The organism is Paenibacillus sp. sgz302148, from assembly GCF_056120465.1.
In genome coordinates this window covers 50,940-65,312 of record NZ_JBVYOJ010000031.1, presented here as the reverse complement: position 1 = coordinate 65,312, position 14,373 = coordinate 50,940, and the positions used below count along the sequence as shown (strand labels likewise).

General features: G+C 54.3%; 16 protein-coding genes. 14 read left to right on the top strand and 2 right to left on the bottom strand.

Features of this window, described 5'->3' with window-relative positions:
* From AC0LWM_RS30275 to AC0LWM_RS30240, 8 genes are all read left to right on the top strand, one after another.
* Positions 1–223: hypothetical protein (locus AC0LWM_RS30275; RefSeq protein ID WP_474678767.1), on the top strand; the 223-nt coding region annotated here is incomplete at its 5' end.
* A 360-nt stretch (positions 224–583) separates the two neighbouring features.
* Entirely contained in the window at positions 584–1,684 is a 1,101-nt protein-coding gene (locus AC0LWM_RS30270) for an amidohydrolase/deacetylase family metallohydrolase (RefSeq protein ID WP_474678766.1), read from the top strand.
* A complete protein-coding gene (locus tag AC0LWM_RS30265) occupies positions 1,662–2,765 on the top strand; it encodes a DgaE family pyridoxal phosphate-dependent ammonia lyase (protein WP_474678765.1) in 1,104 nt (367 codons plus the stop codon). The genes AC0LWM_RS30270 and AC0LWM_RS30265 overlap by 23 nt, the downstream gene beginning before the upstream one ends.
* Position 2,766: 1 nt before the next feature.
* The gene (dagF, locus tag AC0LWM_RS30260; protein ID WP_474678764.1) at positions 2,767–3,522 is read left to right on the top strand and encodes a 2-dehydro-3-deoxy-phosphogluconate aldolase; all 756 of its coding nucleotides are present in this window, start codon (positions 2,767–2,769) and stop codon (positions 3,520–3,522) included.
* Positions 3,515–4,531, top strand: a complete 1,017-nt coding sequence (locus AC0LWM_RS30255) for a sugar kinase (protein WP_474678763.1) — start codon at positions 3,515–3,517, stop codon at positions 4,529–4,531. Before dagF ends, AC0LWM_RS30255 begins: the two co-directional genes overlap by 8 nt.
* Before the next feature lie 9 nt (positions 4,532–4,540).
* A complete protein-coding gene (locus tag AC0LWM_RS30250) occupies positions 4,541–5,254 on the top strand; it encodes a GntR family transcriptional regulator (protein ID WP_474678762.1) in 714 nt (237 codons plus the stop codon).
* Positions 5,255–5,334: 80 nt separating this feature from the next.
* Complete coding sequence (locus tag AC0LWM_RS30245) at positions 5,335–6,660, top strand: GntP family permease (protein ID WP_474678761.1); 1,326 nt, start codon at positions 5,335–5,337, stop codon at positions 6,658–6,660.
* A 182-nt stretch (positions 6,661–6,842) separates the two neighbouring features.
* A complete protein-coding gene (locus AC0LWM_RS30240; protein ID WP_474678760.1) occupies positions 6,843–6,995 on the top strand; it encodes a hypothetical protein in 153 nt (50 codons plus the stop codon).
* Between the two features lie 24 nt (positions 6,996–7,019).
* On the opposite strand, the gene AC0LWM_RS30235 is transcribed toward AC0LWM_RS30240, so the two are convergent.
* Positions 7,020–7,580 carry a GNAT family N-acetyltransferase gene (locus AC0LWM_RS30235; protein ID WP_474678759.1) on the bottom strand — a complete coding sequence of 187 codons (561 nt, stop codon included), beginning with the start codon at positions 7,578–7,580 and terminating at the stop codon, positions 7,020–7,022.
* Positions 7,581–7,715: 135 nt separating this feature from the next.
* Here AC0LWM_RS30235 and AC0LWM_RS30230 point away from each other — a divergent pair, with 135 nt between their 5' ends.
* Positions 7,716–7,823, top strand: coding sequence for a YjcZ family sporulation protein (locus tag AC0LWM_RS30230; protein ID WP_474678758.1), 108 nt, complete (start codon positions 7,716–7,718; stop codon positions 7,821–7,823).
* An 86-nt stretch (positions 7,824–7,909) separates the two neighbouring features.
* On the opposite strand, the gene AC0LWM_RS30225 is transcribed toward AC0LWM_RS30230, so the two are convergent.
* Positions 7,910–8,887 (bottom strand): LacI family DNA-binding transcriptional regulator, encoded by a 978-nt coding sequence (locus tag AC0LWM_RS30225; protein ID WP_474678757.1) that lies wholly within the window; start codon positions 8,885–8,887, stop codon positions 7,910–7,912.
* A 134-nt stretch (positions 8,888–9,021) separates the two neighbouring features.
* On the opposite strand from AC0LWM_RS30225, the gene AC0LWM_RS30220 reads away from it, so the two are divergent.
* The 5 genes from AC0LWM_RS30220 (at position 9,022) to AC0LWM_RS30200 (ending at position 14,364) form a co-directional block, all read left to right on the top strand.
* Entirely contained in the window at positions 9,022–10,311 is a 1,290-nt protein-coding gene (locus tag AC0LWM_RS30220; protein WP_474678756.1) for an ABC transporter ATP-binding protein, read from the top strand.
* A gap of 2 nt (positions 10,312–10,313) precedes the next feature.
* Positions 10,314–10,970 (top strand): ABC transporter permease, encoded by a 657-nt coding sequence (locus tag AC0LWM_RS30215; RefSeq protein ID WP_474678755.1) that lies wholly within the window; start codon positions 10,314–10,316, stop codon positions 10,968–10,970.
* 23 nt (positions 10,971–10,993) lie between these two features.
* A complete protein-coding gene (locus tag AC0LWM_RS30210) occupies positions 10,994–11,893 on the top strand; it encodes a glycine betaine ABC transporter substrate-binding protein (RefSeq protein ID WP_474678754.1) in 900 nt (299 codons plus the stop codon).
* A 10-nt stretch (positions 11,894–11,903) separates the two neighbouring features.
* Positions 11,904–12,599 (top strand): ABC transporter permease, encoded by a 696-nt coding sequence (locus AC0LWM_RS30205; RefSeq protein ID WP_474678753.1) that lies wholly within the window; start codon positions 11,904–11,906, stop codon positions 12,597–12,599.
* A 190-nt stretch (positions 12,600–12,789) separates the two neighbouring features.
* A complete protein-coding gene (locus AC0LWM_RS30200) occupies positions 12,790–14,364 on the top strand; it encodes a sigma-70 family RNA polymerase sigma factor (protein ID WP_474678752.1) in 1,575 nt (524 codons plus the stop codon).
* Positions 14,365–14,373 lie beyond the last annotated feature (9 nt).

Genomic DNA, 14,373 nt, shown 5'->3' with positions numbered 1-14,373 from the left:
AGTACCGCAATGCACAAGGAAGAAGAACATCGGAAAGCCGGATGAGGGAAAACCTCACGTCCGGTTTGATGAGGAGGGGCTGAATTACTCAGCCCTTTACTCTACTAGGGATAAAGTTCTTGTCAATTGGATCCCTTTCTCGAAATTTGACAAGAATATTATCTCATTCCCGACCGAACGCTTTTTAGAGGATGAGATGTATTGCGACGAATTTCGCCTTTGAAAGCTATTGGGTCATATCAGAGACTTTTTGAGCCATTTTCAATTAAACAACGTTCTCGTGAGCCTACATAATATTGTGTCCTCCTGGGAACTCTCCAAATCGTGATCCTCAAGAAAAACACTCCTATTCATCGGACAATGTGTTTAGAGACTATAATCGTTCGGAGCCTCCACCCAAAAACCGAGTTCCGTTCAACAATTCTGCTGTCTGCCATCAAATCCCACATCAAACATTATAACGTTATATTTACACAGCCGATAAGCTGTGATACGATAACATTATAACGTTATAATAACTTGGAAACGTCAATTCGATCTAATGTAAGCGCATAAAATCGAGTTACGAAAAAGGTGAATTCGTATGAAAGAGCGGACTGTCATTATAAATGTAAAACGAGTCGGCGGCGAGAAGATCGATATCGTCATCGAGGACGGCGTGATCGTTCAGATCGAGGCTGCCGGCGCGTGGCGAGGCGGACGCCTGATCGAGTACCCGGGCGCCTATGTGTCAAGCGGATGGATCGATCTGCACGTCCATGCGTTTCCGGAACTCGACCCTTACGGCGATGAAATCGACGAGATCGGCGTTAAGCAAGGCGTGACGACGATCGTCGATGCCGGAAGCTGCGGGGCGGACCGGATCGCGGATTTGGCGGCAAGCCGGGAGCGAGCACGGACGAATGTTTTCGCATTTTTGAACATATCCCGCATCGGTTTGCAACGAATCGACGAGCTGTCCGATTTGGCATGGATCGATCGCGAGCGGGCCAAGCAGGCGGCGGCCGTGCATCGAGATCTCATCGTCGGCTTGAAAGCGCGGATCAGCAGCAGCGTCGTGCGGGAGAACGGCATCGAACCGCTGCGCATCGCTCGCGCCTTGTCGCGTGAAACTTCGTTGCCGATCATGGTTCACATCGGGTCCGCGCCGCCCGATATTAAAGAGATCGTTCCTCTGCTGGAACGGGGCGACGTTATCACGCATTATTTGAACGGCAAGGCGAACAATCTTTTTGACGACGAAGGGAAACCGCTGCAAGTGCTCATCGATGCAATCGCAAGAGGCGTCCATCTGGACGTCGGCCACGGCACGGCCAGCTTCTCATTCAAGGTGGCTGAGGCCGCCAAAAAGCACGGCATCGGGCTCCAGACGATCAGCACGGACATTTACCGCGGCAACAGGCTGAATGGCCCGGTTTACAGCATGGCCCGCGTCCTTTCCAAATTCCTGTACCTGGGCTATTCACTGGAAGAAGTCATCGCCGCGGTTACGACCCATGCAGCCGATTGGCTGAAAAGGCCGGAGCTCGGACGTATACAGGTTGGGGACAAAGCCAACCTGACCCTGTTCACGGTTGTACAAGAGCCGACGGCTTTGATCGATTCCGAAGGCGACATGCGGATGGGTGATCGAAGAATTGAAACCAAGGGAGTGTTTGTCAATGGCAATTTCGTTGAATGCTAAATACGGTCTGAAGCGCGTCATCAACGCCAGCGGCCGGATGAGTATTCTGGGCGTATCGGCTCCTTCGGATACGGTGATGGAAGCGATGAAGCACGGCGGCCAAAGCTATGTGGAAATAGCCGACCTGGTCGACAAAGCGGGCGACTACGTCGCACGGATTCTTGGCTCCGAAGCCGCGTTGATCGTCAATTCGGCATCAAGCGGCATCGCGTTGTCCGTCGCGGGCATCGTCACGCAAGGCAATCGCCGCAAAAGCGAAAGACTTCATCAGGAGCCCATCGCCAAAAACGAGATCATCATCCTCAAAGGCCACAACGTCCAATACGGCGCTCCGGTGGAAACGATGGTGTACTTGGGCGGAGGCAAACTCATTGAAGTCGGCTACGCCAATGAAGGGAAAGCCGAGCATATTGAAGATGCGATTTCGGAAAATACGGCGGCGATTTTGTACGTGAAATCCCATCACGCCGTTCAGAAAAACATGATCTCCGTGGAAGAAGCATGGGAGATCGCACAGCGCAACCGCGTGCCGCTTATCGTCGATGCCGCGGCGGAGGAAGATATTCAGAAATACGTCAAATGCTCGGATCTCGCCATATACAGCGGTTCGAAGGCGATCGAGGGTCCGACGTCCGGCATTATCGGCGGCAAGCGCCAATATATCGAGTGGGCGAAAGTGCAGCTGCACGGTATCGGGCGCAGCATGAAAGTCGGCAAAGAGACGTATTTCGGGCTGCTCCAAGCGCTCGATGAATATGGCGTCAAAGCGGATAAAAGCGAGCAGGAAAAAGCGTCTTTGCAAACGCTCATGCGATTAAACGAGCTGGCAGGCGTCAAAGTCACGATCGTTCAGGACGAAGCAGGACGCGCCATTTTCCGCGCACGTGTACAAATCGATCCGGCACAAGCCGGGACAACGGCACAGGATGTCGTTGCCGGATTGCAGAACGGCGAGATTGCCATATATACCCGGGATTACGGCGTAAGACAAGGGTATTTCGACATCGACCCGCGCCCGCTGCAAGGCGACGACATCGAGGTTATCGCGGCACAAATCTGGAAATTGGCAGGAGGCAACTAACATGTCCAACATTGCAAAACGTTTGTACAAAGGCCGTGCCGCGCTGAACGTGCTGGCAAACAGCGTGGAAAACGCCAAGGAAGTGTTCGATGCGGCGGAAGGTTTCGTTCTGGTCGGCGTGTTGTCCAAAAACTACCCGACGGTCGAAGCGGCCGTAGCCGCAATGAAACAATACGGCGAAGCGATCGACGACGCCGTATCCATCGGCCTCGGCGCCGGGGACAATCGTCAGGCCGCCGTCGTTGCCGAGATTGCCAAGCATTACCCCGGCAGCCATATTAACCAGGTGTTCCCTGCGGTTGGGGCCACACGAGCGAATTTGGGAGGACAGGACAGCTGGATTAACAGCCTGGTGTCGCCAACCGGACGAGTAGGCTACGTCAACATTTCAACCGGTCCTATCAGCGCGGCACAGTCCGAGCATGCGATCGTGCCGGTCAAATCGGCTATCGGCCTCGTCCGCGACATGGGCGGCAACGCCTTGAAATTTTTCCCGATGAACGGCTTGCAATGCGAAGACGAGCTGCGGGCGGTCGCCGATGCCTGCGGCGAAGAAGGGTTCGCCCTGGAGCCGACGGGCGGCATCGACAAAGAGAACTTTGAAGCGATTGTACGCATCGCACTCGAAGCGAAAGTGCCGCAAGTCATTCCGCACGTGTACTCCTCGATCATCGACAAAGCGACAGGCAACACAATCGTCCAGGATGTGCGGGAATTGCTTGATGTCATGAAAAGATTGGTTGATCGCCATGGCTAAGCGAATCGCGGCTTTCGGCGAAGTGATGATGCGTTTGCAGGTTCCGGGGTACGATCTGTTGTCCCAAGCCGATAGCTTGAACTACACGTTCTCCGGAACAGGGGTTAACGTCAGTTCTGCGCTGTCGCGCCTCGGGCATAAGGGATATCTGGTCTCCAGACTGCCGTCGAACCCTCTGGGAGATGCGGCGGAGGCTTACTTGCGGAAGCTGGGCATTTCCGATACGTTTCTCAGCCGCGGCGGCGAATATTTGGGGATGTATTTTCTGGAAAACGGCTTCGGCGCGCGGCCAGGCCGCGTCACTTACACGAACCGGCAGGAGAGCAGCTTCAATACGGCGCCGGAAGGCACTTATGATTTTGGCAAAATTGCAAATGATATCGATATGATCCATTTGTGCGGGATCACCTTGGCCATGAACGACAACGTTCGGCGGCATATGAAGGATTTGGCCAAGGCGGTCAAAGCGAGCGGCGGCACCGTCGTATTCGATTGCAACTTTCGTCCGGCTCATTGGCGGGACGGCGGTTACGCCAAAGCGAAGCCGCTTTACGAGGAGATGCTGGAGCTCGCGGACATCGTGATGATGAACGAAAAAGATGCGCTCCTGACCCTCGGCATGCCTACGGATAAGACGGAGCGCCGGGAGCAGTTGATGGACTTGATCCCGGCCGTCGCCAGGAAGTATGGCATTTCGGTCATCGCGGGTACGCACCGCTCCATCAACGGGGACAACACGCATTCGCTGCAAGGCTTTATGTACAAGGACCGGAACTTTGCCTTTTCTAAGCTTCTCACGTTTTCTGTCTATGATAGAATAGGTGCAGGAGATGCCTACACGAGCGGTATCATACACGGGGAAATCGAGCGGTTTTCGCCGCAGCAAACGGTCGATTTCGCCGCCGCGGCCAGCATGCTGGCGCATACGATCGCGGGTGATACGCCGATGTCGTCGGCAGGCGATATTTTTCGCGCGATGACGGAAAGAGTAGGCGATGTAGAAAGGTAGTGCTTACGGATGAGCTTGTCCCGCAAACAAAGACCGTTATATTTGCAAATTATGAATATTTTGAAGGATCGTATTTTGCATGGCGAGTATCCGCTCGGAACGAACATTCCCTCGGAGCCGCAGCTCGAACAGGAATTTAACGTCAGCAAAATTACGGTTCGCAATGCGATCAAAGAGCTGGTGCAGGAAGGGTATTTGGAAAAAGGCAGCGGCAAAGGGACGAAAGTCATCCGCAACACCTCCGTCTCCAAGCTTTCCAAGTGGAAAAGGTTTACGGAAGTGCTGGTCGAAGAGGGGCATCGAATCCGTAAGCAGCTGCTTCACGCAGAAATCGTAAGCAATGAAGAAGGGACCGAGCCTTATCGATTGTTCGGGGAGAGCTGCCTCCGCATCGAAAGGCTGTACCATTTGAATGACGTGCCTTATATCCATTACACGCATTATATTACGATGAGAGTGTCGACGATCGAGCTGCCCGATTTGAATATGCAATCGTTGTACGACTTGCTCGAAGAACAGGATATCAACCTGGAAAAATACCGCGACGAATTTGCGGTAGGAATAGCACCCGCCCACGTCGAACAGGCTTTGCAAATCAAGGCCGGGACGCCGCTGCTGAGAAGGTCGCGATTCTCGTACGACGAGCAAGGCGAGCTGATCGAATACAGCCACGGGTACTACAACACGGATTTGCATCAATATGTCGTAAATTACGACGTTTAGGAACCACGGACACCGTGCAATTCCTTTTTTCTTAATCATCATGAGAGCGCTTACTACACGAACAGAAAAGAGGAATAACGATGACGATGTACCTTCTGCTGGTCACTTTGCTGGCGATTGTAATTGTAATTTTGGGCGTAGCCTGGTGGAAATGGCATGCGTTTATTAGCTTGACGGTGGCGAGCTTGTTTCTGGCGATTATGGCCGGGTTGTCGATGGACAAAATCGTCAAAGCATATGAAACCGGCGTCGGCGCCGTATTGGGCCATTTGGTAGGCATCCTGGCGCTTGGCACGATTCTCGGCAAAATGATGTCCGATTCCGGCGCAGGCAATCAGGTGGCGGGCTTCTTCGTCCGCGTCTTCGGCGAGAAGAGATTGCCTTGGGCTATGCTGCTGTCGGGCTTTATTATCGGGATCCCGGTCTTTTTCGACGTAGGGATCGTCATGCTGCTGCCTTTGGTCATTACAATCTACAAATCGACGAAAAAAAATATTTTGCTCATCGGACTTCCGGTCATCGCCGGCTTATCGATCGTGCATGGCCTTGTCCCGCCGCATCCGGGCGCGATGACCGCGATCGGCATCTACAAAGCCGATATCGGCAAAGTATTGATCTACTCGTTAATCATTGCCATTCCGGCAGCCATCATCGCGGGGCCGCTGTTCGCCAAGTGGGTGAGCAAGCGCGTCGTGCCCGAAGGGGAGCCGGTGCTGCTTAGCGAAAACGAAGAGATCGATAAATTGCCGGGCACGGGCATTTCCTTCTTTATTATTTTGCTGCCGATCATTCTGATGGTTCTGTCGGTTATTGCGCCGTTCTTGCCGATTCCGGCCGGCCTGATGAACTTTCTTGCTTTTATCGGCAACTCGGTCATTGCGCTGCTTATCTCGTGTTTTGCGGCATTTTTCTTCCTCGGTTATCGCCAAGGAATAAACAAAAACAAGATCAACAAGCTGGTGCACGAATGTCTGCTGCCGGTTGGCTCGATCATTCTGATCATCGGCGCAGGCGGCGGCTTCAAACAAATTTTGGTCGAAAGCGGCGTCGGTACGTCCATCGCCGATATGGCGCAGCACCTGTCGCTGTCTCCTTTGGTTCTGGCCTTCCTCGTTGCCGGTTTGATCCGGATTGCGACAGGCTCGGCGACGGTCGCCTTGACGACCGCGGCCGGCATCGTATCCCCGGTTATCGAGCACATGTCCGGCGTCAATCTGGAGCTGCTCGTCATCGCGACCGGCGCAGGCTCCCTGATGTTTTCCCACGTCAACGACGCCGGCTTTTGGATGGTCAAAGAGTACCTCGGGCTGTCGGTCAAAGAAACGTTCAAAACTTGGACGGTGCTCGAAACGATGCTTTCCTTCATCGCTTTTGGGACCGTGCTACTGGTCGACATGCTCGTGTAAGCACGGGCCGTATATATAGACGAGTTGAATCCCCGCCCGTTCGGCGGGGATCTTTTTGTCATGTCATGGTCGTCTCCGCCTGAGCGTCCAGCCCGTCTTTCCAACGTTCTGACAAAAGCGGATACGCCTTGCTCTGCCAGGCCGTATACTGTAGCAATCGGGATAGAAAGTAGGGGAGATGCTTGAATAAATATTTGTTCAAGTACGGGATCGATTTTCTTATTGAGAATAAGCAATTGAAGCAAATGTACAAAGATATGCAGCAGCTGCACAAAGATCTGGAGGCTGTTATGAAAAAAAAAGATAAGCTGGGGAAGAAATACAAATTCAAATAGGATTCGGCCGAACCGAGGCTTGGCTTAAAGAATGCTTTTCAAAGCATTCTGCTGGCGATCTCCCTTGGTCATGCCGTAATACACTAAATCCTCGAATTCGCCCCATTTCAAAATATGCTGCTTGAACTCACCCTCCGGCTTCATCCCGATCTTCTGCATGACACGGGAAGAGGCCGGGTTTTTGGACATGGCGGCAGCCCATATCCGATTCAGTCCCAAATCGTCGAATCCAAAGTTTACGATCATCGCCGCCGCCTCGGTGGCGTAGCCTTTTCCCCAATAAGATGTGCCGAGCCAATACGCCAATTCGCCCCGGCTATGCGATTGGGTAAGGTTAAGACTGATACATCCGATCAGTATCCCTTCGTCCCGGATTACAATCGCATATGGGAATCCGTGCCCCGCCGTTGCCCTCTCACGACCCGCCGCGATCCATGCTTCCGCCGCTCCGTCGGGATACGGATGCGGGATCGATAACGTGGTTTGCGCCACTTCGCGATCTCCGGCTAACCTTTGCACGAGAGATGCGTCCCTTAATTCAAACGGTCTTAGAGTTAATCTATCCGTCTCCAATATTCGCTGCATACAAATGCCCTCCCAGGAGCTTGGTGAGGATTATTTTACCACCACGCCAAAATCTACACAATATAGACGATCGACCAGAGCAACCTTAGGTTTATTACATAGGATGCTAATGGAATAAGGGAGGGGGTTGAACTCATGGGCGGCTGCTTCGACGGAAATGTAGGAGGTATCTTTACTTCCACCGGTGTAATCCTGGTATTGTTCATTCTGCTGGTGATTGTACTTCGCGGTTTGTGCTTCTAATCATACCCGTAATGAACTTCCAGACAAGAAGCCGGCTGCAGTGCGAAACTGTGCCGGCTTTCTCGTTTTAGGAGATGCTGTACGGATTATACGGTTGAACGTTCGATTAGCTGAAAATGCATTTCCCGCTTCTGGGGCGCCGATTGCGGATTCGTCACTTGTTCGTGGACGATGCGGAAAGCCGTGCCCCCCATTTCGGCTAACCGGTTGTCGACGGTCGTCAAGTCGAACACTTTGCCGATCGGCTGATTATCGAAGCCGATAATCGCTAGATCCTCCGGGATGCGGATGCCATGCTTTCTCGCTTCGGTCATGATGCCCGCGGCTACGTGGTCGCCCGTTACGAGTAGGGCCGTAGGCCGCTCGTCCATGGCAAGCAGCCGGTGCACGATATCGACGCCGTTTTCGATGGCGATGCACTTCGTGAACAGCCATTCCTCGCGGCAAGGCTCGTTAATTGAAGCAAGCGCGTCGTTGTACGCTTGCCGGCGGATCAAGCTGCTGTCGCTGTCCGGCCTTCCGATGCTGAAGCCGATGCGCCGGTGCCTTTTCTCGATCAAGTAGTCCAGCGCCATCCGGAAGCTGCCGTAATAATCGTGATAGATCGTGGAAATCGCCGGGCTGGCGACATCGGCGCAAGCGACGATCGGGCCAAAAGCGGCAAAAGGCTCGATTTCGTCCCACGACATCGTCCTCGAACAAATGATGATGCCGTCGATTTGTTTCATTTTGAGCAGATTAAGCGTCTTGCGTTCTTCATCGGGATTGTAGTTTGTCTGACACAGCATGAGCTGCACGTTGGCGGGCAAAGCGGCATTGGCGATCCCTTCGACGAGCCTGGAGAAATAAGCGTGATTATGATAAGGCAGCATAATGCCGATGATGTTCGTTTTCCCTTTGATGAGATGGACCGCATTCATGTTGCGGGAATAGTTTAATTGCTCAACGGCTGCCTGTACGGCCTTTCTTTTGTCTTCGTGCACATGGGCGTAGTTGTTGAGCACCCGCGAAACCGTTGATACGGAGACGCCGGCTATTTTGGCAATTTGTTTAATATTCGCCATCGTCGCAGCCTCCTTTGGCCGGAGTATAATGCTATTTTACACATGGAAATGGAAATTGGGAAATGCTCAAGATCAAATCGCGTTGGTAAAAATATCAAAGTTGGGGATAGTATGTCGTAGAGGCGGGTGATTGCATGATTGAGATCAAAAACGTGAACAAAATATACCCAGACGGATTTCATGCGTTAAAAAATATTAATTTGGAGTTCAAGAAAGGCGAAATGACCGTCCTGATCGGCCCGAGCGGCTGCGGAAAATCGACGACGATGAAGCTCATCAACCATCTTATTACGCCTTCCAGCGGTTCCGTATTGATCAACGGCAAAGATACGCGGGAGATCGATACCGTCGAGCTGCGCCGCAGTATCGGCTATGTCATTCAAAGCATCGGTTTGTTCCCGCATATGACGATCGGGAGGAATGTCGGGGTCGTCCCCCGTTTGCGCAAATGGCCGGCTGGCAAGATCGATAAGAAGGTCGACGAGCTGCTCGATCTTGTCGGGCTGCCTCCGGACATTTACCGGGATCGTTACCCGTCGGAGCTGAGCGGCGGCCAGCAGCAGAGGGTCGGCGTTATCCGCGCGCTAGCGGCGGATCCGGACATTATTCTGATGGACGAGCCGTTCAGCGCGCTTGACCCGATCAGCCGCGAGCAGCTGCAGGACGAGCTCGTGCGGCTGCAGCAGGAGCTGCACAAAACGATTGTGTTCGTGACGCACGATATGGATGAAGCGCTCAAAATCGCCGACCGGATCGTGCTGATGAAAAGCGGCGAAGTCGTGCAAAGCGATACGCCGGAAAAAATACTGCGCTACCCGGCGAACGAATTCGTCGAATCGTTCATCGGCCAGAAACGGCTGCACCAGGAGAATATATACGATATCCCCACCGTTGATGAGGTGATGGTGAAGCAACCCGTCGTCGCATACCCGAACAGGGGATTGGCGGAGGCGATATCGATGATGGAGCGGCGCAAGGTCGATTCGCTGTTCATTATCGACCGTCAGCGGAAGCTCAAAGGGATCGTATCGATCTTTAACGTGCTGGAACATTACGGCGAGGAAAATATTAAAGTCGCCGACGTGATGCGGCCGATCGGGTTTTCCGTACGCAGCGGCTCCCCTCTGACCGAGTCGGTCGAAATCATGAGCCGGAACCATCTTTCCAACCTGGCGGTCGTGGACGATCAGGATCGGCTGATCGGCCTTGTTACGCGCGGCAGCGTCGTGCGGCATTTGGCGGAGGTATTGCCTACGCTGAACGAAACCGAAGAAGCGCCTAAATCGGAACCGGCGCCGGGCAACCCGGCGGATGACCCGGCGGGCGACCCGGCAACAGTTACCGGTGAACTTTCGTCCGAAGCGGCCGGAACAAGCGGAAGCGGTCCATCCCCTAACGCCGCGAAGACCGAGGAGGAGCAGTGAGCATGCAAGCGTACTTGAGTTTTTTGCAAGAACGGTATGCGGATATTCTGAAAGCTCTTCAGGAGCATATGGCCATCTCGCTTACGGCCATCGTTCTTGGCACCATTGTCGCCGTCCCGCTTGGGATTGCGCTTGTTTATAACCGGGCGGGGTGGATCAACAGCATCGTCTTCTTCGTAGCCAACCTGCTGCAAACCGTGCCAAGCCTCGCGCTGCTGGCCATCCTCATCCCTCTCATGGGGATCGGCACGAAGCCGGCCGTTCTTGCTTTGCTTCTTTATGCCATTATGCCGATTCTCCGCAATACATATGACGGGTTTGAAGCGGTTGACCGGAGCGTGCTTGAAGCGGCGAGAGGGATGGGGTATGGAACGATGCAGCGCATTCTCCGCATTCAGCTGCCGCTCGCACTCCCCTATATGATGTCGGGAATCCGCGTCACGATGGTTTATATTATTAGCTGGGCGACACTCGCAACGTTGATCGGCGCAGGCGGACTCGGCCAATTGATCGTATCGGGCATGGGGGTCAACAAACCGGAGTTGATCGTTACCGGCGCTCTAGGCGCGATTGTGCTGGCGCTGCTCGCGGACCTGCTGCTGGGGCTGCTTGAGAAATGGCTGACCGGCCGGTTCGGGCAGACGACGAGGACGGCTTGAGAAATAGAGGGAGACGATGGACGATGACAACGAAACTGAAAAAAGCGGCGGTTGCGCTTAACCTCGTCGCAATGCTGGCCGTCCTTGGCGCATGTAGCACGGGAAATAAAATCATCGTTGGCGCTCAGACGTTTACCGAAACCAAAATTTTGGCGGAAATGTACAAAGCACTTATCGAGGACCGGACGGATGTGGGCGTGGACATTATCCCGGATCTCGCTTCCAGCCCGGTCGTTCTTCAGGCGATGAAAAGAAACGATGTTCAGATGGGGACGCTGTATTCCGGCGAAATCTTCAATAACCATTTTCCGATCGAGGACACGAAGGATCGGAAGAAGGTGCTGGAGCAGGCGCAAGTCGGTTTTAAAACATATTTCGATTTTGAATGGCTCAATCCGCTCGGATTCGAGAATACATACGCCTTTACGGTGCGGGAGGATCTGGCAGCATCCAAAGGGTACGACAAAATTTCCGATATTGCTCCCGATGCGGGAAGCATGCGGCTTGGCGTCGACACCTCCTGGCTCGAGCGCCCGTCCGACGGATATCCCGCATTTTCCAGGTACTACGGCATTACGTTCGGCCAAACCTTCCCGATGGAGCTGAGCCTTGTCTATAATGCGGTTGCCCAGAATCAGGTCGACATCGTCCTCGCTTATTCAACGGACTCGCGCCTTAAGGCGTATAAGCTGAGGACGCTTAAGGACGACAAGCATTTCTTCCCGCCTTACGACGCTTCGCCGGTTATCCGCGGCGACGCCGCCAAGCTGCATCCGGATGCGGTAGCCGCCGTGTCGGAACTGATCGGCACCATTGACGTGCAAACGATGATCGATCTGAACTATGAAGTCGACGTGGAGAAAAAAAGCGAACGTGAGGTCGCGCTCGCTTATTTGAAGCGAGTCGGCCTGCTTAAGGCATAGGGAGGCCAAAATGATTGAACGACATCTGACGATCTGGGATTTTTTCGATTATGTGCAGCGAAATTCCGGCATGCTGTGGGGCTATCTCTGCCAGCATGTCTTGATGGTGCTCATCGGTGTTGGCCTTGCCTTTGTCGTTGGCGTCCCGCTTGGAATTTTATGCGCGCGGAACCGGGGGCTGGCCCGTACGATTCTAGCGGTGACGAATATACTGCAGGTTGTACCGAGCTTGGCTATGCTGGTGCTGCTTCTGCTCATTATGGGTCTCGGAACCAAAACAGTAACCGTAGGGTTGTTTCTCTACTCGCTGAACCCGATCGTGCGCAACACCTACGTCGGGCTGCAGCAGGTCAATCCGAGCTACGTGGAAGCCGGGCGCGGCGTCGGCATGAGCCGGCTGCAAATTTTGTTCAACGTGCGGCTGCCGCTCTCGCTCACGTATTTGATGAGCGGCCTGCGGATTGCCGCCGTCATCGCGATCGGCGTCGCGACCATCGCCCCGCTCGTCGGCGGAGCGGGCCTTGGCCGGGAAATTTATGCGGGGATCAGCAACGGCAACTCGCTTCGTATATTTGCCGGGGCGGTTCCGGCGGCTTTGCTGGCGGTCATCGCGGACATTGTGCTTGGCGTGCTTCAGCGGAAGCTGAAGCTGGAGGGCAAACGTTCGAAGAACGTACTGCCGCCTCTGCCGAAGCCGCAGGGATAAAGAATGGAGTAATTAAAGATAAGCCTCCGAACCACTGTCAAAGTGGGAGCGGAGGCTTTATTCGTTTCGATCGATGCGTCCGACTTTTAATAAGTAGGCTTCTTGTCCAATCCTTGTTATGATCTTTAAAGTAACCTTTGTGCTGTTAAGCGGCACTTCTCTATAGAACGGATGAAAGGAGCCGGAGAACATGCTCCAGTGGATTGAAGCGGCGAAGCAAGGAGACCAAGAGGCGTTTGACGGCATCGTCCGGAAGTTCGCTTCGATGGCGTATGCCGTCGCTTATGAAAGGTTGCGCGATGTCCATCTGGCGGAGGATGCGGTGCAAGAAGCGTTTGCGGAAGCTTTCGTGGGCCTTGGCCGTCTGAGGGAGCCTGAGGCGTTCCCCGGCTGGTTCAAGGTGATCGTCGCGCGTCAAGCGAACCGCATCATTCGCCGGAAACGGCATCCGTCCGTGCCGCTGGACAAAATGTCCGGGATGGCCGGAGAGGGGAAAGGCTTGGCGGACATCGTCGAGCAACGGGAAATGCGGCAGCTGCTCCATCAAACGGTAGCCGAACTATCCTCGAACATGCGCGTGGCGGTGCAATTGTTCTATTTTTACGGATATACCTTGCAGGAGATTTCCGCTTATCTGGGCGTACCCGTCCCCGTGCTGAAGAAACGGCTGTTCGACGCGCGGCGGAAGCTGAAGGGCATGCTCCCCGTTGCCGATTTCATTCATGTGTTCAACGATTTGTATGAAGGAGGAAAAGGCATGCTGCACATTGTAAATGGCGATCACGTGGCGGAAACGCTGCGCGGCGTCGTTCAAGGCGATATTCTCGTCTGGAGGGAGGTCTATCCGGACGGGCCGAATTTTGTTGACCCTGCAAAGCCTGCCAACCGATTGGCGCGGGCGCAATATTTGGAGAAGGCGATGGGGGTTCCGGTCGCGGAGTTCACCCGGCTCTCCGAAATGCAGGAGCAAACGCTAGCTCAATTCGATCGTCACGAGGAGGTCGTGTTATGGTTCGAGCACGATTTGTTCGACCAGACGATGCTCTGTTACTTGCTCCATTGGTTTGCGCAGCGGCCGCTCGGCCGTACCAAGCTAAGCTTGCTGTGCATCGGATCGTTTCCGGGCATCGAATTATTCCGCGGCTTGGGGCAGCTGAACGCGGAGCAGCTCGCCACATTATCGGGCACGTGGCAAACGGTCGGGCGAGATCAGCTGGCTCTGGGCACGGCGCTATGGGAGGCTTACGCATCGTCCGATCCTCGCCGGCTCTCCGAGCTTCTGGGCGGGGATACGTCGGCGTTGCCTTTTGCACAGGCAGCGTTCCGGCTGCACCTCGCCAGGTTCCCTTCCGTGCGGAACGGGCTAGGCATCGTCGAGCAGTTGACGCTGGAGCAAGTCGATCGCGGTGTCGGTTCGCCGTACGCCTTATTCCGGCAGGTGGGCGATCGGCTGCACGAGCTGGGCATGGGGGATCTGCAGTACTGGCACGTCTTGGCGAAGCTGTCGCAAGGATCGCACCCGCTGCTGCATATCGAGGGGCTGGAAGCTTTCCCGGATTTTCAAAGCGCGGCGCCTTCTTTTCAAGATTGCCATGTTTCAATGACGGAGCTGGGCCGCCAAGTATTGGACGGCAGGGCCGATTGGGTATCGCTGAGCGGAATCGACACGTGGTATGGCGGCGTTCTTGTGCAAGGGCGGTCGGTGCCGTGGCGGTGGGATGCTGAGGGGCAAACGATTGTCGAAAGCGCAGACACGAAAATTTGACGATTGTAT